General features: G+C 44.1%; 20 protein-coding genes. 14 read left to right on the top strand and 6 right to left on the bottom strand.

The genetic code is table 11. The annotated features are described in order from the left end of the window. Positions 1 to 342: 342 nt before the first annotated feature. The 5 genes from thrS (at position 343) to ACFPTP_RS14240 (ending at position 4,472) form a co-directional block, all read left to right on the top strand. The gene (gene thrS, locus ACFPTP_RS14260) at positions 343 to 2,280 is read left to right on the top strand and encodes a threonine--tRNA ligase (RefSeq protein WP_381446125.1); all 1,938 of its coding nucleotides are present in this window, start codon (positions 343 to 345) and stop codon (positions 2,278 to 2,280) included. A 605-nt stretch (positions 2,281 to 2,885) separates the two neighbouring features. Further along, entirely contained in the window at positions 2,886 to 3,392 is a 507-nt protein-coding gene (infC, locus tag ACFPTP_RS14255) for a translation initiation factor IF-3 (RefSeq protein ID WP_381446123.1), read from the top strand. Between the two features lie 26 nt (positions 3,393 to 3,418). Further along, complete coding sequence (rpmI, locus tag ACFPTP_RS14250; protein WP_252502652.1) at positions 3,419 to 3,619, top strand: 50S ribosomal protein L35; 201 nt, start codon at positions 3,419 to 3,421, stop codon at positions 3,617 to 3,619. 49 nt (positions 3,620 to 3,668) lie between these two features. Next, on the top strand, positions 3,669 to 4,028 hold the full coding sequence (gene rplT, locus ACFPTP_RS14245) for a 50S ribosomal protein L20 (RefSeq protein ID WP_060209871.1): 360 nt from the start codon (positions 3,669 to 3,671) through the stop codon (positions 4,026 to 4,028). Between the two features lie 153 nt (positions 4,029 to 4,181). Then, positions 4,182 to 4,472 (top strand): DUF1294 domain-containing protein, encoded by a 291-nt coding sequence (locus ACFPTP_RS14240; protein WP_381446120.1) that lies wholly within the window; start codon positions 4,182 to 4,184, stop codon positions 4,470 to 4,472. Positions 4,473 to 4,497: 25 nt separating this feature from the next. On the opposite strand, the gene ACFPTP_RS14235 is transcribed toward ACFPTP_RS14240, so the two are convergent. Then, positions 4,498 to 4,881 (bottom strand): sigma-w pathway protein ysdB, encoded by a 384-nt coding sequence (locus tag ACFPTP_RS14235; protein WP_381446117.1) that lies wholly within the window; start codon positions 4,879 to 4,881, stop codon positions 4,498 to 4,500. Between the two features lie 95 nt (positions 4,882 to 4,976). Here ACFPTP_RS14235 and ACFPTP_RS14230 point away from each other — a divergent pair, with 95 nt between their 5' ends. The 5 genes from ACFPTP_RS14230 (at position 4,977) to ACFPTP_RS14210 (ending at position 10,008) form a co-directional block, all read left to right on the top strand. Continuing rightward, on the top strand, positions 4,977 to 5,462 hold the full coding sequence (locus tag ACFPTP_RS14230) for a dUTP diphosphatase (RefSeq protein ID WP_381446115.1): 486 nt from the start codon (positions 4,977 to 4,979) through the stop codon (positions 5,460 to 5,462). 85 nt (positions 5,463 to 5,547) lie between these two features. Then, the gene (locus ACFPTP_RS14225) at positions 5,548 to 6,042 is read left to right on the top strand and encodes a helix-turn-helix domain-containing protein (protein WP_381446113.1); all 495 of its coding nucleotides are present in this window, start codon (positions 5,548 to 5,550) and stop codon (positions 6,040 to 6,042) included. Positions 6,043 to 6,053: 11 nt separating this feature from the next. Next, a complete protein-coding gene (locus tag ACFPTP_RS14220; protein WP_381446111.1) occupies positions 6,054 to 6,911 on the top strand; it encodes a metallophosphoesterase in 858 nt (285 codons plus the stop codon). Positions 6,912 to 7,280: 369 nt separating this feature from the next. After that, positions 7,281 to 8,267, top strand: coding sequence for a zinc-binding dehydrogenase (locus ACFPTP_RS14215; RefSeq protein ID WP_381446109.1), 987 nt, complete (start codon positions 7,281 to 7,283; stop codon positions 8,265 to 8,267). A 61-nt stretch (positions 8,268 to 8,328) separates the two neighbouring features. Further along, positions 8,329 to 10,008, top strand: coding sequence for a formate--tetrahydrofolate ligase (locus tag ACFPTP_RS14210; protein ID WP_381446107.1), 1,680 nt, complete (start codon positions 8,329 to 8,331; stop codon positions 10,006 to 10,008). Between the two features lie 42 nt (positions 10,009 to 10,050). Here the strand turns inward: ACFPTP_RS14210 and ACFPTP_RS14205 are convergent, their stop codons facing one another. After that, positions 10,051 to 11,748 (bottom strand): M3 family oligoendopeptidase, encoded by a 1,698-nt coding sequence (locus tag ACFPTP_RS14205; RefSeq protein WP_381446105.1) that lies wholly within the window; start codon positions 11,746 to 11,748, stop codon positions 10,051 to 10,053. A gap of 187 nt (positions 11,749 to 11,935) precedes the next feature. On the opposite strand from ACFPTP_RS14205, the gene ACFPTP_RS14200 reads away from it, so the two are divergent. Continuing rightward, entirely contained in the window at positions 11,936 to 12,223 is a 288-nt protein-coding gene (locus tag ACFPTP_RS14200; RefSeq protein WP_381446103.1) for a DUF6509 family protein, read from the top strand. Positions 12,224 to 12,425: 202 nt separating this feature from the next. On the opposite strand, the gene ACFPTP_RS14195 is transcribed toward ACFPTP_RS14200, so the two are convergent. Then, the gene (locus tag ACFPTP_RS14195; protein WP_381446101.1) at positions 12,426 to 13,976 is read right to left on the bottom strand and encodes a methyl-accepting chemotaxis protein; all 1,551 of its coding nucleotides are present in this window, start codon (positions 13,974 to 13,976) and stop codon (positions 12,426 to 12,428) included. A gap of 266 nt (positions 13,977 to 14,242) precedes the next feature. On the opposite strand from ACFPTP_RS14195, the gene ACFPTP_RS14190 reads away from it, so the two are divergent. Beyond that, complete coding sequence (locus ACFPTP_RS14190; RefSeq protein ID WP_381446099.1) at positions 14,243 to 15,226, top strand: NAD(P)/FAD-dependent oxidoreductase; 984 nt, start codon at positions 14,243 to 14,245, stop codon at positions 15,224 to 15,226. A 24-nt stretch (positions 15,227 to 15,250) separates the two neighbouring features. Here the strand turns inward: ACFPTP_RS14190 and ACFPTP_RS14185 are convergent, their stop codons facing one another. From ACFPTP_RS14185 to ACFPTP_RS14175, 3 genes are all read right to left on the bottom strand, one after another. After that, on the bottom strand, positions 15,251 to 16,357 hold the full coding sequence (locus ACFPTP_RS14185) for a DUF1648 domain-containing protein (protein WP_381446097.1): 1,107 nt from the start codon (positions 16,355 to 16,357) through the stop codon (positions 15,251 to 15,253). Positions 16,358 to 16,360: 3 nt separating this feature from the next. Further along, positions 16,361 to 16,744, bottom strand: coding sequence for a GntR family transcriptional regulator (locus tag ACFPTP_RS14180; protein WP_381446095.1), 384 nt, complete (start codon positions 16,742 to 16,744; stop codon positions 16,361 to 16,363). Between the two features lie 91 nt (positions 16,745 to 16,835). Next, entirely contained in the window at positions 16,836 to 18,386 is a 1,551-nt protein-coding gene (locus ACFPTP_RS14175) for a polysaccharide deacetylase family protein (protein ID WP_381446093.1), read from the bottom strand. Between the two features lie 371 nt (positions 18,387 to 18,757). Here ACFPTP_RS14175 and trhO point away from each other — a divergent pair, with 371 nt between their 5' ends. Both trhO and ACFPTP_RS14165 read left to right on the top strand, forming a co-directional pair. Beyond that, the gene (gene trhO / locus ACFPTP_RS14170; RefSeq protein ID WP_381446091.1) at positions 18,758 to 19,735 is read left to right on the top strand and encodes an oxygen-dependent tRNA uridine(34) hydroxylase TrhO; all 978 of its coding nucleotides are present in this window, start codon (positions 18,758 to 18,760) and stop codon (positions 19,733 to 19,735) included. 179 nt (positions 19,736 to 19,914) lie between these two features. After that, the gene (locus ACFPTP_RS14165) at positions 19,915 to 21,327 is read left to right on the top strand and encodes a VWA domain-containing protein (RefSeq protein ID WP_381446088.1); all 1,413 of its coding nucleotides are present in this window, start codon (positions 19,915 to 19,917) and stop codon (positions 21,325 to 21,327) included. The last annotated feature ends 123 nt before the right edge of the window (positions 21,328 to 21,450 follow it).

Here is a 21,450-nt window from a genome sequence, read left to right as displayed (position 1 = left end):
TATATCCACTTGCAATTTTCTGAGACATTCCCTATACTAATAACTATTATATTTTAAAATGTATTGAAGAGGACATGGATCGGTTCATCCACTTTACAGAGATCGGGGCCATTTGGCTGGAAGCCCTGAAGTGCAGAGGATCGATTTACCACCTTGGAGCAGCATCGGCGAACTCGTTTGACTAACCGATGACGGACCCGGCCCGTTAGCCGTTTCGAGCTTCATCTTTCCGGTTGCATGACCGGATAGAAGGAAGAAGGGTGGAACCACGAGCAACAGCCTCGTCCCTTTATTGGGATGGGGCTTTTTTTGTTCGAAAAAATAAGTGAGGAGTGTAAAAAAATGGCAGAAAATATTCAATTGAAATTTCCGGATGACGCGATAAAAGAGTTTCCGAAAGGCACTACAACAGAAGAAGTGGCAGGCTCCATCAGCCCAGGACTTCGAAAAAGCGCACTCGCCGGTAAAATCGGCGACCAGCTCATCGACTTGAAAACACCGATCGAAAATGACGGAGAAATTGCAATCATCACACCACAATCACCAGAAGCACTTGAAATCCTACGTCATAGTACAGCCCATTTGCTTGCGCAGGCAGTAAAACGTAAATTCCCGGACGCCAAACTAGGAATCGGCCCGGTCATCGACAACGGATTCTACTATGATATCGATTCACCGACTCCGATCACAGCTGAAGATCTTCCAGAACTTGAGAAGGAAATGAAACGGATCATCGGTGAAAACCTTCCGATCACACGAATTGACGTGTCCCGTGAAGAAGCCGAAAAGCGTTTCAAGGAAATCGAAGATCCGTATAAACTTGAACTGTTGGAAGCAATTCCAGAAGGCGAACAAGTATCCATCTATGAGCAAGGCGAATTCTTCGACCTTTGCCGAGGCATCCATGTACCTTCGACAGGCAAACTGAAAGAATTCAAATTACTAAGCATCGCAGGCGCATATTGGCGCGGCGACTCTAAAAACAAAATGCTTCAACGGATTTACGGTACAGCATTCTTTAAAAAGGACGAGCTTCAGGAACACCTCCGGATGCTCGAAGAGGCGAAGGAACGCGATCACCGTAAAATCGGGAAAGAGCTGAACTTGTTCATAAACTCCCAAAAAGTCGGTCAAGGTCTTCCGCTTTGGTTGCCGAAAGGTGCGACAATCCGCCGCATCATCGAACGCTACATCGTCGATAAAGAAGTGAAGCTCGGTTATGAGCACGTCTATACACCGGTCCTTGGAAGCGTTGAACTTTACAAGACATCAGGTCACTGGGGGCATTACCAGGACGGCATGTTCCCAGTCATGAGCATGGACAATGAAGATCTCGTTCTCCGTCCGATGAACTGCCCGCACCATATGATGATCTATAAAAACGGCATCCACTCTTACCGGAACTTGCCGATCCGCATAGCGGAACTCGGAACGATGCACCGCTATGAAATGTCAGGTGCTTTATCCGGTCTACAGCGTGTCCGCGGGATGACGTTGAATGACGCCCATATCTTCGTCCGCCCGGATCAAATCAAGGAAGAATTCAAGCGTGTCGTACAACTCGTCATTGATGTCTATAAAGACTTCAACATTGAAGACTACTCATTCCGTCTTTCGTATCGCGATCCGGAAGATACTGAAAAATACTTTGACGATGACGAAATGTGGGAACGCGCACAAAGCATGTTGAAAGAGACGATGGACGAAATGGGACTTCCTTACGTCGAAGCGGACGGCGAAGCTGCATTCTACGGTCCGAAACTCGACGTACAAGTGAAAACGGCAATCGGCATGGAAGAGACACTTTCAACAGTCCAGCTCGACTTCTTGCTTCCTGAACGTTTCGATCTCACATATGTAGGGGAAGACGGTAAGCACCATCGCCCAGTCGTCATCCACCGCGGAGTCGTCTCCACAATGGAACGCTTCGTCGCATTCCTGATCGAAGAATACAAAGGCGCATTCCCGACATGGCTTGCACCGGTCCAAGTCGAAGTGATCCCAGTTTCACCAGAAGCCCATTTCGACTATGCAAATGAAATCAAGGAAAAACTTGTAGCAGAAGGATTCCGAATCGACCTGGACAGCCGCGACGAAAAAATCGGCTACAAAATCCGTGAAGCCCAAGTCCAAAAAATCCCGTACATGCTAGTACTTGGCGATAAAGAAGTCGAATCCGGAGAAGTAAACGTAAGAAAATACGGCGAACAAAAATCCGAAAGCATGCCATTCGACGATTTCTTGAAATTATTAAAAACTGACGTATCACATGACAATTAATAATTATGAGTGCATAATGATTAATGTTGATTAATAGGAATATCCGTTGATTGAAGCGTAGGGCGGCGACTCCTACGGGAAAAGCGTCAGCAGAAGACCCCGCAACGAAAGCCGTAACGAAGAACGGCTTTTGCGAGCAAAAGCGTAGTGTTGCGAGCACAACTATGGGATGCCTTAATTTCTGCAAAGAACGCAGAAATACGGCAAATCGAACCCTTCGCTGTTCGATTGGCTGAAGCGACGCCCGTTGAAAGCGTCCGCCTGAAGCGGAAATCAACAGTTATATTTTTTATGTTGACAATGAAAGTTCAAGATGATAGACTTATTAAGGTTAATGAATACAGTTTGTGGTATAAGAAGGAGCTGCCCGCTTCTCACCTGATCGACGCATACCGTTGTTGACAGGTCAGCACATGAGTGAACGTGCCGTGCATTTATTTGCACGTACACATAAGCGGGTAGACAAAAGTTGCTTTTGTCTACTTTTTTTATTGTCCGGCTCTTACTGAACGAATGAACTCTGGGACCGTCAGAACGATGGACGGTATACCCAAACCGTGTATTCGCGATACAACATTCGGAGGTGGATTACTATTAGCAAAGACATGTACGTAAACGAGGGCATCCGTGCCCGCGAGCTTCGCCTCATTGACCACAACGGCGACCAGCTTGGAATCAAATCACGCAACGAGGCACTTGAAATTGCAGCACGCGCGAATTTGGATCTTGTCCTCGTCGCTCCAACAGCAAAGCCACCGGTAGCCCGTGTAATGGACTACGGTAAATTCAAGTTTGAACAGCAAAAGAAAGAACGTGAAGCAAGAAAGAACCAGAAAGTCATCAACCTCAAAGAAGTGCGTTTAAGCCCTACAATTGACGAGCATGATTTTCAAACAAAGCTTCGCAACGGCATCAAATTCCTGCAAGCAGGGGACAAAGTGAAAGCGTCGATCCGTTTCCGTGGTCGTGCAATTACGCACAAGGAAATCGGACAACGTGTTTTGGACCGCTTCGCGGAAGAGTGCAAAGAATTTTCTACGGTTGAAGTTAAACCGAAAATGGAAGGCCGGAGCATGTTCCTAATACTTGCCCCGACTGCCGAAAAAAAGTAACACGAACGATTTAGGAGGAACAGATCATGCCAAAAATGAAAACTCACCGCGGATCCGCAAAACGTTTCAAGAAAACTGCAACTGGTAAAGTGAAACGCGGCCGTGCATACACAAGTCACCTTTTTGCCAACAAGTCTACAAAAGCGAAACGCCACTTGCGTAAAGCTGCACTTGTTTCTTCAGGCGACTACAAACGTATCCGTGAAATGATCACATACATGAAATAATCTTTGAACTATTACAACATTCTTTAGGAATAGCAGGAGGTAATGAACTATGCCACGCGTAAAAGGTGGAACAGTGACGCGCAAGCGCCGTAATCGAGTATTGAAATTAGCTAAAGGCTATTTTGGATCAAAACATAGACTTTATAAAGTAGCAAACCAACAGGTCATGAAATCATTCAACTATGCATACCGTGACCGCCGTCAGAAAAAACGTGATTTCCGTAAACTATGGATCACACGTATCAACGCAGCAGCTCGTATGAACGGTCTTTCATACAGCACATTGATGCACGGTCTTAAAGTGGCTGGCATCGAAGTGAACCGCAAAATGCTTGCTGACCTTGCAGTAACAGATGCACAAGCATTTGCACAACTTGCAGAAACAGCGAAAAAATCAGTTGCAAAATAATTGATTGATCAATAAAGATCCTCGCGCCGTCAACCGGCAGCGGGGATTTTTGTTTCGGTTGAAAAATAGTAAAGAAAATTAATGAACTTAATATAGTTCTTCTTCCTAAGTACAATCAATAAAGTGTAGAATAGGAGATAGGGAGTTGACTATATGAATGGACTAATTATCACATGGATCATATTTATATCAATCTGGTCCTTCATCATGATGGGATACGATAAGAAGCAATCGAAGAAGCGGAGACGCAGAGTACCAGAGAAAACATTATGGTTATTTGCCATCGCAGGCGGCGGGATCGGTTCGTATTTAGGCATGATGGCATTCAGCCATAAAACACGCCATACCGAATTCCGGATCGGCTTTCTACTGCTTGCGTTAATCTACATAGGAGTCATCATCTATCTGTTAGGCATCGATCCATTCGGCGTGAATAGAGCATAAATGAAAATAAGAAAAGCCCGCTATATTAACGGGCTTTCATTAACGCTTCAATCGGATTTTTCCAACTGATTTCAGCTTTAGGATAATTTGAAGTGATCTCGGAAGACAAGAAATGAAAATCATCTTTCGTAAATCCTTGAAGCTTTGTCTCATCTTTCACCCATACGAAAATGGACACAACATCAAAGGAGTCTTCCGTAGTTCCTAAATACTTTTCACCTTCAAAGAGGGCACCTTTATATGTGATGAAAAAATTCTTCCTTACATTTTTCACATCATCATAAAAGTAATATTGCTCTTGTTCATACGCCTCGTCCAATTTCCGTTTCGGATCCAATAAATAACGGATACCGCGATAAAATAAATAGACGATGAAAGCAATGATGACAAAGCGGATCAACAATCCCATAACAGCATCCCCTCACAAAAATAGATATAGTCTTCTACTTATACGGATGAGATTCGGTTTGGTTTCAAGATATTCACGATTTTGGAGGTTTTTTAATGGATTTGACAACTTTATTCACGATGCAACGGGAATTGGACACATACATCCAAAAGAATCAGCTTGTTGCCAAAGACGTTTTCAAGGAAAAAGGGTTGGCCCTTCTCGTTGAACTTTCTGAATTAGCCAATGAGACAAGATGTTTTAAATTTTGGAGTACTAAAGGACCATCGGAGCGAGATGTTATTTTGGAAGAATATGTGGACTCCATCCACTTTCTTTTGTCGCTTGGAATTGAAAAACGTTTGGACACATTGAAAGTTTGGCCAACAGGCGAAGTGGAAGGGAATTTGACGGAAGTCTTTCTACAAACGTTCAATGCGATCCACGATTTTATTGCAAGAAAAGATATGGAAAGCTATGAAAACGTTTGGATACACTATGGGACAATAGCGAAAAGGCTCGAAGTTTCCTATATTGAAATAATTGAAGCTTATGTTGAAAAAAATGAAGAGAATTATAAGCGCCAGCAGACGGGTTACTGATAATTTGATAGAAAAATAAATTAGGATTGACAGAAGGAAATAAGAAAAATAATATAGAGATAAGTAAATAGGAGGAGGCATCACCGTGAACGATTGGAGTAAAGAGGATTTCGGAGTAAGACTAAAGACCTTAAGAGAGCAAAGAGGCCTATCAATGATGGCGTTTGGAGCAGCAATCGGTACATCCGCCAGCAGAATCAAAGATTGGGAGAAAGGTAAGAATGCCCCTTCCGCAGCATGGATTGCAAAAATATCCGAGAGATTCAACGTTTCAACTGACGAATTGATTTTAGGGGACCCTAAAACTTCAAAAGCATTCACTGCAAGCAGTTCATCGAACGTGGATATGCTCTATGAGCGGCTTCGTGAAAATTTGCTCATCGCAAAAGAAACCGATGAGCAAGAAGGAAAATTGGTCGAACTATATAACTCCATTGATGCGGAAAATAAAGAACGTTACCGTAGCGGCCGAGGAAGAAGGCTGGCGGAGCGTGAACTGCTTTCCATTTTGACGGAATTGCCAAAGAAGGACGTACTCGAATTATTGGAGCTTGCAAAAATAAAGAAACGTTGGCTATAAGCTGAATGTCTGTGCAAAAACGTAAGAAACGAAAAGGCATCATTCTGTTCTTCATTCTACTATTGCTACTTGGTCTTTATATTTATAAGGAGAATAGGACAATTGGAGTGACCTTCGTTGAAATCCAGGCTTCCGTTCTTCCGGAAAGCTTTGATCACTATCGGATTGTCCAACTTTCAGATATTCATGATTCGGAGTTTGGCGATAACAATTTGGAATTAGTGAATAAAGTGAAAGTCCTGTCACCGGACGCCATTTTCATTACCGGCGATTTCGTAGACCGGAATCGATATGATCTGGAGCAGAGCTTGAAAATCATCAAGCAATTGCACGATGTTGCACCGTTTTATTACGTGACTGGCAATCATGAAATATCAACGAATGACGATGACCATATTAAAACAGAGCTGGAGCGCTTAGGAGTTCATGTACTGATAAATGAATCTGTTGCAATTGAAAAAGGGCAAGGTGAACAAATTGCCATCGGAGGCATCGAGGACCCGCTGTCGAGCAATCTGGATGAAAAGGAATATGTCGAACAAGCGATAGATAAAACATTCAAAGATGTACCTGATGATATGTTCAAAATTCTTTTATCACACCGGCCCGAACAGTTCAACGTATACGTGGAACGTCAAATCGATCTCGTTTTCAGCGGGCATGCCCATGGAGGCCAAATTAGGATTCCAGGCATTGGAGGATTAGTCGCCCCCGGCCAAGGGTGGTTTCCGAAATACACTTCCGGCATCCATAAAGCGGATAAGACGTCTATGATCATTAGCCGCGGCTTAGGAAACAGCATAGTTCCAATAAGGGTGTTCAATCGCCCCGAAGTGGTTGTTGTAACCTTGAGATCCTCAACTGAATAGATACTTATAAAACGCAAAGAGGATTCTTCTTTGCGTTTTTTCGTCTAGACTCCGGGCGCTTGAAGGATGCCTTAATTTCTGCATAAACCGCAGAAATACGGCAAATCGAACCCTTCGCTGTTCGATTTGCTCGGGTCATAAGTCAGCTCAGCTACACGGAAAAAGACGCCGTTTCGCTGAGCCGCCTTATGCCTGTCGCAGCCAAAGTTGTAACGAAGTACAGCTTTTGCGAGTAAAAGCGTAGCGTTACGAGCAGTGATGACGAGCGCCCTGCGCTTTTGTTTTTATTATCAATATGAAAACAATTGGCGGATGTTGTATGATAGAATAGTATACAATTCATAGAATATTGTAAACGGGGGTTGTTGAGTGAAGGCGCTCATTCATGTAAATGGTCAATTGAAAATCGGTGAGATGGAAGAGCCAATTGCTCGCAATGGTGAAGTCGTCGTTGCACTACATGCCGCGGGGATGAATCGGAGAGACATTTATATACCGAATCGCCGGGGAGAAGTGGAAGACCCTTTGATTCTCGGTTCCGATGGGGCCGGCGTCATCGAATCCATCGGCGAAGGGGTGGAAGGCTGGCCAATCGGTGATGAAGTGATCATTAATCCATCGCTGCGATGGTTCGCTCAAAGTGCTGCTCCACCTGAAGGTTTTGATATATTAGGGATGCCGGATCATGGAACTTTCGCAGAGAAAATAGCCATTTCAGCCGAGCAGATCGAGAAGAAACCTGCCAATCTGTCAATGGATGAAGCATCCGTACTAGCATTGGCTTCATTGACAGGCTATCGGGCATTATTCACGCAAGGCGGATTGAAAAAAGGCGATACGGTCTTTATTCCCGGTGCAGGGAGTGGTGTTGCGACCTATATGATCCAGTTTGCGAAAAATGTCGGAGCCCGTGTCATCGTCAGTTCACGTGTAGAGGAGAAGCGACAGAAGGCAATGAAGCTCGGAGCCGACTTGGCGATAGATACGCACAGCGATTGGACAGTGGAGCTCGCGGATGAAAAAATCGACCTCGTGATCGAAAGTGTAGGGAGAGCAACATTCAACCGTTCATTGGATGTTTTGAAACAGGGAGGAAGAATCGTTGTATTTGGCGCTACGACAGAGGATGTCATCGAGCTGGATCTACGTAAATTCTTCTACGGTCAATACCAACTGTTCGGTTCTACGATGGGGAGCAGGGAAGAGCTCCGTGAGATGCTGAAGCATGTCCAAGAATTTGGAATAAAACCTGTCATTGACAAAGTGTACCGACTAGAGGATGGGTTGGAGGCATTTAAGCATTTGGAGGATAGCGAGCAGTTTGGTAAACTTGTATTGCGTATTGTCAATGAATAATGTGTTGTAGATAGGATAAATCAATCTTTGACTAAAGGACTCGAGAAGGGTGGAACCCGTTTTGACAGAAAAAGCAAAACCATTAACGGATTTAGCGATTGCTTCTTCTGCAGTCATGCAGCCGATAGCGGATATCGCAAGAAATGCAGGAATTCCTGAAGAGGCAGTTGAACCATATGGCCGATATAAAGCGAAGATCGACGTATCTAAATTGCCTGTTGCAAAAGGGTATGGAAAAGTAGTGCTTGTCACTGCTACGAGTCCAACGCCAGCGGGTGAAGGTAAATCAACAGTAACGGTTGGACTTGCGGATGCTTTGGCTAGATTAGGTGAAAATTCGATGATCGCATTACGCGAGCCATCCCTTGGACCGGTCATGGGAGTCAAGGGAGGTGCAGCAGGCGGAGGATATGCACAAGTCTTGCCGATGGAAGAGATCAATTTACATTTCAATGGCGATATCCATGCAATTACGACTGCGAATAATGCACTGAGTGCAATGATCGATAATCATATTCATCAAGGTAACGTTCTCCGAATCGATCCAAGGAGAATTACTTGGAAACGCGCCATGGATATGAATGACCGGTCTTTGCGTCATATTACAATCGGACTAGGGGGTCCCGGACAAGGTGTACCACGGGAAGATGGCTTCGATATTACGGTCGCTTCCGAAATAATGGCTGTGTTTTGTTTGGCGACCAGCTTGAATGATTTGAAAGAACGCCTTTCCCAGATGGTAATCGGTTATACGTATGAGAAGGAAGCTGTCACAGTTAGGGATTTAGGTGTTGAAGGCGCTTTGACCTTATTGTTGAAGGAAGCATTCAAGCCGAATCTTGTCCAGACGATCGAAGGAACGCCTGCATTGATTCATGGTGGACCTTTCGCAAACATTGCACATGGCTGCAACTCTTTGATGGCAACGAATACGGCTAGACGTTTGGCCGATATCGTCGTGACAGAGGCTGGGTTCGGTTCCGACCTAGGTGCAGAGAAATTCATGGATATTAAAGCGCGTAAAGGCGGATTTGCCCCGGATGCCGTCGTGCTAGTGACGACAATCCGTGCATTGAAAATGCATGGCGGAGTCGCAAAGACGGATTTGGGAAGGGAAAATGTCCAAGCTGTCATGGATGGAATTGTCAACCTTGAAAAGCATATAGAAACGGTACGTTCCTTCGGTGTACAGCCCGTCGTCGCATTGAACCGCTTCATTACCGATTCTGCATCTGAGCTTGACTACATTATCAAATGGTGTGCAGGGAAAGGCGTACGTGCGGCCATAACTGACGTTTGGGGACAAGGCGGGGCGGGCGGTCTGGACCTGGCGAAACAAGTCCTCGAGTTGTTGGAGGAACCGAATGACTTTGCACCACTATATGATGTGGAGCAGCCTGTCATTGATAAAATAACCGCGATCGTCCAGAAAGCATATGGGGGAAGCGGAGTTGTCCTGACAGATAAGGCGAGGAAGGATTTGCTGCAGATTGAACAGAATGGCTGGGATATCCTGCCGATCTGTATGGCGAAAACGCAATACTCTTTCTCGGATGATCCCAAGAAGTTCGGAAGACCGACAGATTTCACAATCACTATCCGTGAAATCATACCGAAGCTTGGCGCAGGATTCCTAGTCTGTCTGACTGGTGACATTATGACGATGCCAGGTTTGCCGAAAAAACCGGCGGCTCTTCAAATGGATATTGATGAAAAAGGAAATGCAATCGGGTTGATGTAATCCGAAAGAAAAGGGCTGCCGATGACGGCAGCCCTTCAACCATTATAATGCTTTATCGTCGACTGAATTCAACCAAGTTTCAATCGTTCCGACAACTGATTCGACACACCCATCCTCAAACGGTGAAATCAAATTCGCTTCGCTCACCAACTCCGTGAACGGTTTCGACCCGCCGAGCTTACATAGATGCAAATAATCCTTCCAAGCAGCATCTCGATCCTCAAACGAACGCTTCCAAAATTGGAACGCGCAAATTTGTGCCAATGTATAATCGATATAGTAGAATGGGACTTCATAAATATGCGATTGGCGCTGCCAAATCGATCCCGCTTCCAAATAAGGATTTCCATCGTAATCACGCATCGGCAAGTATGTCTTTTCAATCCGTTTCCATTCTGCTTTGCGCTCAGCAGGCGTCATTTCCGGATTTTCATAAACGGCATGTTGGAATTCATCTACAGCGACACCATACGGTAGAAACAGCAAACCGCTGCTCAAATGAGCGAATTTATATTTCTCCGTATCCTCTTTAAAGAACAGCTCCATCCAAGGCCAAGTGAAGAATTCCATACTCATGGAATGGATTTCAGCACCTTCATGTGTCGGCCAGACGTATTCAGGAATGCCGATATTGCGGCTGGAGTACACTTGAAAAGCATGGCCTGCCTCGTGTGTGAGCACATCGATATCGCCTGATGTGCCATTGAAGTTCGAGAAGATGAAAGGCGAATCGTAATTATCGATGAATGTGCAATAGCCTCCCGTTTCCTTCCCTTTTTTCGCTTCGAGATCAAGAAGATGTTTGTCTGTCATGTATTTGAAAAACTCATTTGTTTCAGGTGAAAGTTCTTCGTACATCTTTTTCCCGTTTTCAATGATCCACTCAGGCGACCCTTTCGGCGTTGCATTCCCGCTCAGGAAGTTTAGGGACTGATCGTAGAATTTCAATTCATCGACACCGATGCGCTCTGCTTGCCGCTCATACAACTTCGTTGCAAGCGGCACAATATAGTCACGCACTTGGTCACGGAAGTTTTTCACCATTGCAGCGTCGTAGCCGATTCGGTTCATGCGCGCATAGCCAAGCTCCACAAAGTTCTTGAAACCTAATTTCGTTGCGATTTCATGTCTCACTTTTACAAGATCATCATAGATGCGGTCAAAAGCTTCTCCGTTTTCCGCATAGAACGAATAGGAAGCCTCCATTGCAGACTTCCTGACACCTCTGTCAGTCGACTCGGCGTATGGTCCTAGTTGCGCGAGAGTCAATGTTTTCCCGTCAAACTCGATTTGAGCGGATGCAACGAGTTTTGCATATTCGGAAGTAAGCTTATTCTCTTGTTGGAGAAGCGGGAGGACTTCCGGAGAGAAGGATTTGATTGCATTGTCAGCAAGGGCGAATAGCTGCGTGCCCCATTTCTCTTCCAGTTCCTTACGATAAGGAGTCTTCACCAACTCCTTGTAGAAGGCGGTCCCGAGCTCTTGGAATTCAGGTCCGATTTCGTCGAAATATTCCCGTTCTTTCTGATAGAATTCATCGTTCGTATCAATGGATGAACGGATGTACATCAAGTTGGATTGTGTTGAATAATTGCTTCCGATGGCATTCAGCTTCTCGATGACGCCATTTTGCTCTTCGAACGACTCCGCATTGCGGAATTGTTCAAGCAGAACATTGAACTCTTGTTTTATGCTGTCCATGTCGGGTCTTTTATACTCGAATTCTTCGAAAGTAAGCATTTTCATTCCCCCCGTAATCTATTAGTGTGAATACAATTCACTATCTTCATTGTTAACTAACCATTGCGAAAATGCAAAAGAAAAATTACGGTATGGAATGGATATTTTTACGGAAGTGAAAACGTGACCATGTATGCCGTTTGCTGTAAGATGGGAGTGGAAAAACATAATGTGAGGATGAGACTACGTGGAAATTATTGAATATAGCATGATCGAACTGATTGACCCGACAGGAATTTTGTCAGGTAACCGATACGAATTTCGCGTATACGTAAAATTCGATGAGGATGATGAATTGTATAACGAGAAGGGGACAGGCATACGGGTCATTTACACGGTGGATGAGGATAAAGGGAAAGTCGCCTCCTATCATCTTTTCGACCGTGCAACAGATGAAGTCCTCGACTTTGACCTAGAGGATGAGGAAGTGGCCGAATTGGCAGCATTTTGTGAGGAACAATTAGAAGAAGAGTAAGCGAAGAAAAAATCGTTGAAACGGCTTCCTGTGCATGGGGATCCTGTTTCAACGATTTTTACTATTAAAATGTAAATCGGTTCACTTCTTTTTGAAGGTTCTCGGCTAGTCCTGCAAGCGTTTGTGAGCTTGTTGATATCTCTTCATTGACCGCCAATTGCTCTTCCGTCGCTGCGCTCGTCTCCTGTGCTGTAAATGCAGTCTATTCAGCCAGTTTTTTCACTTCCCTCGATGAAAGGGCAATCGTGTCCGTCATCGATCTGATTTGCTTAATCGCTTCAGTAACAATCGATACATTCTCATTTACTGCATTGACGGAATGCTCGATTTCAGTAAATGTATTCAATGAGTGGTGGGTGGCAGTCAAGCCGTCCTTCACGCTGTTGCTGCCGGAATTGATCGCTTCAACCGCTTTTTTTGTCGCCGCCTGAATCGAGTCGATCATTGCGCCGATATCAGCTGCAGACGATTTGGACTGCTCTGCAAGGTTGCGCACTTCCTCGGCAACGACCGCAAAACCTTTTCCATGCTCCCCGGCACGAGCCGCTTCAATTGCCGCATTCAATGCCAATAAATTCGTCTGATCGGAAATCGCGGTAATCAAAGACGTGACTTGTTGAATTTCTGCAGACTGTTTTGCCATCGATTGAATTATAGAAGCTGCTTCATGAATGATCGTGTCTGTAGCCGACATTTGCCCCGATAGGCTCTCGATCATCGAGGAACCGGCTTCCACATGGGAGATTACAGTTTTCATCGCTTCAAGCATCGACGAGTTGCTGGCAGAGATCTGATTGACATCAACCGTCAGTCGACTGACAGACTCGACAGTCTCATTCACCAAGTCGGACTGATTTTCACTATCCTTCATATTCTTCTCCGAAGCAGAAGCTACCATCTCGGAAGAGGCAAGGCTTTGTTCGGAACTTGCCGATAATTGCTCAGCCTGTGCTGCAAGCTGGTGTGACGAAAAACGGATCTGTTCCATGAGATTTTTTAAATCATCAGTCATTTTATTAAATGCGTTCGCCATCAATCCGATTTCATCTTTATTCCTAATATTGACGTGTTCCACCGATAAATCGCCCATAGCAATCCGTTCAAATGCCGAAGTCATCTGTTTGACCGGCTTTCCGATACTACGGCTGATCATATAACCTACGACTAATGAAATGAGGACAGCCAGTCCAATGAAAATAAATGTGAGTACATGGATAAAGCTCGTCATTTGCACTAAATCATCTCGGGAGTTTTGCATTTCTAGCTTTTGGTTCTCTTTCAAAGCGATTGCTTTCTCCATGATTTGCAAGTTGACATTATTGGCTTCACGTAAAAGATTCCGGTTCTGCGTCTCATTCGCCCGCATTAGACTATAACTGATCTCATCGACCATATCGCTGAATTGCATATGTAATTGTTTGATCTCCTCTACGATCACACTACCATTCGTATAAGCGAAAGCTTCGCCCATCTCGTTGATCAATCCGGTCGCATTTGCCGTCGACTCATCCCGCTGGCTGACGAATTCCTGCGTTTTAAATAGTACATAACTGCTGATTGCAATATATCTTTCTTTCTGCGCGCTGATCAATTCGTCGGATAAATTCACTTTATGCGAACGGTCATCGATCAGTTTTGCAAACTCGTCATTCATCTTCTTCGTTGCGAAGTAAGATGCACCCCCCATGACCAGCATAATGGCAAGAAGAACAGTAAACCCTGCCCAAATCTTTTTTGACACTGATACATTCATGAAATTAGTCCCCCTGAAAAAATCTCTCTATACAGTACATACATACTATTATACTTATTTGAGAAAATAATACTATATACAAAATTGAAAATATTGAGCGTATATACAAATGCATGATTGTGAAAAAAACTGTCCGTGCCAAGTCAAATTATGTGTTTTTTATTGAAAAATAATAGATAATGTGTAGAGTAGATATGTAGGGGATACTGATAAAACGGATTTTTCATACATCCATTCAAATTCAAAGTACATTGGAGTGTTTATAGATGAGCAATGAGATTGTCGATATTACAATTATTGGTGGGGGACCAACAGGACTATTTGCTTCGTTCTATGCGGGCATGCGGGAAATGTCGGTTAAAATCATCGACAGCTTGCCACAACTTGGCGGGCAATTGATTGAGCTATATCCGGATAAATTTATATATGATGTTGGAGGCTTTCCAAAAATCCTTGCGAAAGATCTCGTAGCAAACCTCGTTACACAAGCACATTATTCAAAACCTGAAATTCATCTAGGCGAAACTGCGCTCTCCGTGACGCGCGATGGGGATCATTTCATCCTTCAGACGGATAAAGGTGTCCATTTGACACGCACAATTCTTTTGACTGCTGGCATCGGAGCATTCCAGCCACGTAAAATCGGGTTGGCTGAGGAAGCTTCGTTCGAAGGGAAGACTTTGCATTACGGAATCAAAGACCTATCCATGTTCAAAGGAAAAGACGTGCTCGTATGCGGCGGAGGGGACTCCGCTGTGGACTGGGCAATGATGCTTGAGGATATTGCATCGAATGTATCGCTTGTCCACCGACGTGAACGTTTTACTGCGCATGAAACGAGCGTGAACCAATTGATGTCTTCGAAAGTGAATGTACTCACTTCACGTGCGGTCAAATCGATTGTAGGGGAGGACGGCATCGTCAATGAAGTTGTCATCGCCCAGAAGGACGGCACAGAGGAATCCTTGCATGTGGATCACGTCATCGTCAACTATGGAAATATTTCATCCCTCGGAGCAATCAAGGAGTGGGGGCTTGAAATGGATCGGAACTCAATTGTAGTCAATTCCAGAATGGAAACAAATATAGAAGGCATCTATGCGGCAGGGGACGTCACGACATATGACGGGAAAGTGAAGCTGATTGCGGTCGGTTTAGGGGAAGCCCCGACAGCCGTGAACCACGCAAAAGCATTCATCGATCCGAAAGCAAGACTGCAACCGTTGCACAGTACAAGTGTCTTCAACTAAAAAACCGGCAAATGCCGGTTTTTTTTACAATAAAAATGAAATTGCCAATATGATGATCAATGGACCGAGAATAATAAAATAGCCGATCGGATTCCCGAAATTCAGCGTCCAACCGACCCCGAACCTCTTCTCTACAAAGATGGAAGGGTCGTTTTTATTTACATAAAATACGCCTGCTTTCCAATAATCGTCATCGTCGTAGTCTGTCACACCATCGATTGGTTCCTCGTCCATTTCCAGTTGGACACGGGAGCCGCCTTGACCTACTTTGAATGCATACACTGCAGTTGCCAATAAGATTATGAAAAGAAATCCTAATGGCATCACCATCATGAGGATCGGGCCGCCTAAATCGCCATGGATGGTTGTCAGCTGCAGGAAGCCGAACAAGACCGTCATTGAAATTGATGTTAGGAAGAGCAGCCAGCTTGTGTATTTCCTGAATGATAACTGTTGAAAGCGTGATGTGCTTCTTCTTGCCGCGTTCAGTTTTACTCCGGACTTTTTTGTGGAAGCATTGATTGCAAGCATCATCCCTTGAATGATAAGGAGGATGAGCAGTGAAGCGATAATCGAAAAGGGATTTTTCTTGGTGAATGCATCCGGTTGTCCATTCGGTCCCCAGTGGGTCGGTATCATTTCCGGCATAGCTCCGTATTGGGTCGCCGAATATCCGATTAAACCGAGTGTAATCACCATAGGCAATGCGAACATAAGGTTAGGCAACATTTCATCATTAGAGCGGCTCGTCAAATCCGCGACGCGCACTCTTTTAAGGGTTTCTCCCCATTTATGTTCGCGTTTTCTTTTCATTGTCTTAATATGAAAATACAAGTAGAGTCCCATACTGATCAGAAGAATCCCGAACTGAAGGATCAAGCCAGTGAAGACAATTTGGTTCTCTTGCAATTGATTCCCGAGTCCCCAAATGAGATAAGCGAGCAGCCCTGCTATACCGATTAGGAAGATTGTTGCCGAATACGTTTTCTTGTATGTTGCGAGCGTTCTGTCATCAGTATGCCCTTCAGGTATCGTCACACCGAAAACAATTGTCTTCTTCAAAAGGTAAGGGATTGCTGCCTGCATTACCGTTAAAAATAGTATGATCACCAAAAATAAAGTGAGTACCATTATTCATCCCTCCGTTATTTCTGAAATGATTGATGAGGTGATTGATAATATTTGTTCTTCGTCCATGCCGTAAACGATTGATTCTGCAATGAGTGGTTTCATGTAAAATTTAATGAGATCCATTTGCATATCATTTGGCCCGTTTGCGGATATCGAATTGATGATGGCGCCGGATTTTGGTATGATTTCAATTATGTTTTTCTTTTCCAATTCATGGTATGCCTTGTTCACCGTATGCATGTTGACACCGAGGTCCGCTGCAAGGGACCGCACGGAAGGCAATGCTTCGTTTGGCTTCAATGTCCCTGTTGCAACCAATTCAATCAATTGATTCGCTAATTGGGTATAGATCGGTACTTCTGAGGTAGGTTCGATTTGAATGAACATCTCATACCCTCCATTCTGTTCTAATACCATTATAACAGCGAACGCTATTAATTTATACCCTGGATATAGAAAAACCCTGGACAAGAGTTGTTCAGGGTGTTGACTCTTCCAAATCCTTGACAGTAACAAATTCATAGCCTTCATTCTCCAAGTATGTGAGAACGGCATCGAGTCCATCGGCTGTCGATTGGTGGATGTCATGCATTAATATGATGCTTCCATCTTTCACATTCTCTTTCACTTTTTGAACAAGCCTTGCGGGGTCGCGGTACTTCCAATCTAGCGTATCCACATCCCATAAGACGATAGGCAATCCGGTCATATTATGGACCGCTTTATTGACGGCTCCGTAGGGCGGCCTGAAAGCCTCAACTTTTTGCCCGGTCACTTGTTCGATAATCGCGGAAGTCTTATCAATTTCTTTCGCGATTCGCTCGGGTGCGAGTTTTGTCAAGTCTGCGTGGTTCCAAGTATGGTTGCCTAATTCATGTCCCGCTTCCTTCACTTCATTCACGATGTCAGGATAATATTCGACTCGGCTGCCAAGCATGAAGAAGGTTGCTTTTGCATCGTGCTTATGAAGGGTTTCCAAGATTTGTCTTGTCACTTTCGGATCGGGTCCATCATCGAACGTTAATGCCACTTTTTTACGGACAGTGTCAGCAGGAGGAGAAACTTCAGCTTCTTCTTCTTTTTCTACAACTGCTTCTCCATCTTCTTCTACATCCTGTTCTGACGATTCATCAACGGAATTGTCCGAGCCACTTTCTTCGATTGCTTCTTCTGTTGAATCCTTATCTGCAGTTTCGCCTGTATCTTCCTTTATCTCTAGCTTGAACGAGGAGGCAAAGTATTCTTTAACGTTATCGATGGGCAGAGAGACGATAGGGGGTCCTGCCAAGCTCTCTGCTATTGTGTTTTCGTCGAAATAGATGATAAGTGCATCGTCTGTAATGGCGAAGTTCCTGTAGTTCATCCACACCGGTTCGGTATATTTTTCCAATTCATTTTCAATAAGGTGTCCCTTTAACGATACATCTTTTAGGATTGCAGTACGTACTAGTGAAGCTAGTGTTTCTAGTCGATTGGCATCTGCGGCAAATAAATCTCTTATCGAAAAGCTTTCACCTGTCTCCGAATTCAAGTGAAACGAACGGATTTCCATTTTGCCAGATTCCATGTCACTGAAACTACTGCTATTCACTAGAACAAACGAATAGTTTCCCGATGAATGCGGCAGCGTCTCATAAGAGATATTCAATTCACCTGTCGTTGTTTCACCAAGTCTTTTTTTCTCTATCATCGTTTCAAGATAGCTGGCTTCGACTTCATCGATATACTTTTTGACTTCGGTATTAAAAGTGTTATGTATGGTTTGCGGGTACTGGATAGCAAAAGGAGCATTTTTATCGTTTGATGTCTTTGTGATGATTTTGATCCCTGGGTAGTTTGAATCTATTTCTTCCGTTTCGATTGGGGCCGTCGGAGCACCCGAAGATTCCTTTTTATCGGGCTGTGAAGCAGTTTGGCCAGTTTCTGTCATGAAAACGAGAAAGATGGCGCTCAGTGTCAAGAGGATGATGGCTAGGGAAAAAGTGATATCGATCCATACAGAACGTGCTTTGTGACGCTTTCTTATCATGTTGCGCGGCTCCTTTTTTCTTTTGTGTATCAGAATTCTATCAAACTTCCTGATTTTTCTTCCTGTAAAGTTAGACGGAGCGACTCTATAGATAGTTTCGGATAATCGGGAAAAATGTCGATTCTTTTCTACTAGTAGTATACAACACTTATACCCATGTATGGGATGGGTAAATCAGGGCATTTGAAAAGAAATTCTGCCTAAAAAGAATGAAGAAAAGTTCTTTTTTGCAGTACGATTTTATGATATACTGTCTGATGCCCGCATCTTGCAAATACGGGTGAGCAGTGAGTGTTTACAATCGAATATTGTTAAACCGATCAAGCTGTTATTTCTACTGCAAAGAAAACAAACAGAAGGTGGTCGAAGAAATGGAAACTGGAGCATATCGGGTATTGTTGTACTATAAGTACGTACACATCGAAGACCCGGAAACATTTGCTGCCGAACATTTGGCATTTTGTAAGGAATTAGGATTGAAAGGCCGTATACTTATCGGCGAGGAAGGCATCAACGGTACATGTTCCGGAACTGTTGAACAGACGGACGCATATATGGACATGATGCATAGCGATGAGCGTTTTAAAGATCTTTGGTTTAAAATCGACGAGACAGATGGACATGCATTCAAGAAAATGCACGTACGTTATAGAAAAGAAATCGTAAATTTAAGCCTTGAAGAGGATATCAATCCATTGGAATTGACTGGCCAATATTTGAAACCGGAAGAATTCTTGAAAGCTATGCAAGACGAAAACACTGTTGTGTTTGACACAAGAAATGATTACGAATACGATCTTGGACATTTCAGAGGGGCGATTCGTCCGGATATTGAGAATTTCCGCGACCTTCCGGAATGGGTCCGTGAAAATAAAGAACTATTTGAAGGTAAAAAAGTCCTTGCTTATTGTACAGGCGGTATCAGATGTGAGAAATTCACAGGATGGATGAAACGTGAAGGGTTTGAAGACGTTGCTCATCTTGAAGGTGGAATTGTTACGTATGGTAAGGATCCTGTAGCGAAAGGCCAACTATGGGACGGTCAATGCTATGTATTCGACGAAAGGATTGCGGTTCCGATCAATCAAGTCGAGCATGTTGTCGTCGGTCGCGATCATTTTGACGGTACACCATGCGAGCGATATGTGAACTGTGCCAACCCTGAGTGTAATGCGAAAATCTTATGCTCTGAAGAAAATGAGCATTTCTATATGCGCAGCTGTTCGGACGAATGCCGTACACATCCGCGCAACCGTTATTTCGTCGAACAGAATTTGACAGTCGATGAATTCAACAAACGGATCGAAGCGATTGCGAATAAACGCAGCGAGGAAACTGCTACTATCTAATAAATCTATTCATGCCCGGGTGTTTGTCTGACGCCTGGGCATTTTTTTGTGCCCTTTTCACCTTCAAGTCCCAGATTAATGGGAAAACGGACTTCGATAGATTCATTTTTTGAACGAAAGGGAACTAAATCGGTTGCTTACCGTATAGGTATCATCATTGAATCAAGGGGGTCGCTAAAATGAGACAAATCTTTTTATCGATTTTCTTTGGTATCACCATTCTCCTGACAGGCTGTGTTAAAGATAGCGAGCCATCAACGGCCGAAGAAGACTTGGGGTCAACTAGCAAAGTTAGCGCCGGAAGTCATACGGAATCAAAGAACCTTACAGAACTGTCTTCTATCAATGTAGCTGAATCTACGGAAGACATGGCTTCATTGCCTCCGGGACATTTAACGAAAGATTTCACTGTCGATCAAGAAGTATCGATATGGTCCAAATCAGAAGTGCCGGAAGAAATCCGTGAATCATTTCTTGAAGAAATGAAATCGGTGACGGAAAGCACGAAAGATCCGAGGCAGATCCATAGTGCCTTCATTAAATTGCTTGGAAGCCCTCTATATAGTGAATTTGTCGGTCCTTTGGCTGTATTCCACCCTTCTTTCGCAGTGCCGATTCTTCCTGAGCCACATGAGTTGACGGAAGAAGGAGCGGCTGTAGACCTGCCTTCAAACGCCCTGATTTTATTGGATGCCAGTTCCAGCATGCTTCTTCAGGCAGATGGCCGTTTGAAAATGGACACGGCAAAAACTGCTGTGAAAAGCTTTGCTGCGACAATCGGACAAAACAGTGAAGTTTCTTTATATGTATATGGCCACGCAGGCACCCAAAGCAAATCCGATAAAGAATTGTCATGTGGAACGATCGATGAAGTGTATCCATTGGGAAGTTATGATGAGAAGAAATTTAATGAATCTGTAGACGGCGTCAATGCAAGCGGATGGACCCCGTTGGCTCAAGCGATCAAGCAAGCGCGGCTCGACCATGAAAACACGAAAGAGGATATTACTGTTTATATTGTAAGTGATGGGGCAGAAACATGTGGCGGTGACCCTGTTGCAGAAGCGCAAGCTTTCTCTGATTTAGCAAAAGCTCGACACGTCAACGTCATCGGCTTCCAAGTCGATCAAAAGGCTGAGAGCCAATTGAAGGCAGTCGCGGAAGCCGGAAATGGCACATATTTGGCTGCCGATACATTAGATGAAATGACTGCTGGAATTTCGAAGCTTTGGTTGCCGTCAGATTTGGATTTAGCGACATTAGTCTATAAAAAGCCGATAGGATGGCCACAAGCGACGGCATTGAGGACTGTTTCTAATTATGCGGATAAAACGAAAAATGCTATACGGGTCGAAAATGAACGATTTATCGGAGCAGCAAGATTGTTGGAAGAGGAAGGCTTAATTGATGAAACAGTCAAAGACGAACTTATTGAGTTAATTAACAATCAAAAAGAGCAATATATGCGCCTGATCATAGAGCTTGATGAGGAGAAGAGACAGCTCATAAACGATGAAGTGGACAGGATCAGTAAGAAAGTCGACGACTACCATGAAAGAATGAAAGCACTGAAAGAAAAGCAAAATAAATAAGAAGAGCAAAGGATCGGTTTAGACTGACCTAGCCATATGAGACACATATAAAACACCTTGATTAGGCTGCCATTACACCATATTTTGCAGGTGTCAGGTAGCCTAATTTTTCTTGGATACGTT

Source organism: Sporosarcina koreensis (genome assembly GCF_042655825.1).
GTDB classification, from domain to species: Bacteria; Bacillota; Bacilli; order Bacillales_A; family Planococcaceae; genus Sporosarcina; species Sporosarcina koreensis.
The sequence above is the reverse complement of the archived record's forward strand: the minus strand, read 5'-3'. Positions and strand labels throughout refer to the sequence as shown.

Coding starts and splice junctions, on each gene's coding strand:
- ACFPTP_RS14185 (WP_381446097.1), bottom strand. CDS start 16,357: ATGGTACTCACTTTATTTTTGGTGATCATACTATTTTTAACGGTAATG.
- ACFPTP_RS14175 (WP_381446093.1), bottom strand. CDS start 18,386: ATGATAAGAAAGCGTCACAAAGCACGTTCTGTATGGATCGATATCACT.
- rplT (WP_060209871.1), top strand. CDS start 3,669: ATGCCACGCGTAAAAGGTGGAACAGTGACGCGCAAGCGCCGTAATCGA.
- ACFPTP_RS14180 (WP_381446095.1), bottom strand. CDS start 16,744: ATGTTCATTCAAATCGAACCTACCTCAGAAGTACCGATCTATACCCAA.
- ACFPTP_RS14205 (WP_381446105.1), bottom strand. CDS start 11,748: ATGCTTACTTTCGAAGAATTCGAGTATAAAAGACCCGACATGGACAGC.
- trhO (WP_381446091.1), top strand. CDS start 18,758: ATGGAAACTGGAGCATATCGGGTATTGTTGTACTATAAGTACGTACAC.
- thrS (WP_381446125.1), top strand. CDS start 343: ATGGCAGAAAATATTCAATTGAAATTTCCGGATGACGCGATAAAAGAG.
- ACFPTP_RS14165 (WP_381446088.1), top strand. CDS start 19,915: ATGAGACAAATCTTTTTATCGATTTTCTTTGGTATCACCATTCTCCTG.
- ACFPTP_RS14235 (WP_381446117.1), bottom strand. CDS start 4,881: ATGGGATTGTTGATCCGCTTTGTCATCATTGCTTTCATCGTCTATTTA.
- ACFPTP_RS14195 (WP_381446101.1), bottom strand. CDS start 13,976: ATGAATGTATCAGTGTCAAAAAAGATTTGGGCAGGGTTTACTGTTCTT.
- rpmI (WP_252502652.1), top strand. CDS start 3,419: ATGCCAAAAATGAAAACTCACCGCGGATCCGCAAAACGTTTCAAGAAA.
- ACFPTP_RS14230 (WP_381446115.1), top strand. CDS start 4,977: ATGGATTTGACAACTTTATTCACGATGCAACGGGAATTGGACACATAC.
- ACFPTP_RS14240 (WP_381446120.1), top strand. CDS start 4,182: ATGAATGGACTAATTATCACATGGATCATATTTATATCAATCTGGTCC.
- infC (WP_381446123.1), top strand. CDS start 2,886: ATGTACGTAAACGAGGGCATCCGTGCCCGCGAGCTTCGCCTCATTGAC.
- ACFPTP_RS14190 (WP_381446099.1), top strand. CDS start 14,243: ATGAGCAATGAGATTGTCGATATTACAATTATTGGTGGGGGACCAACA.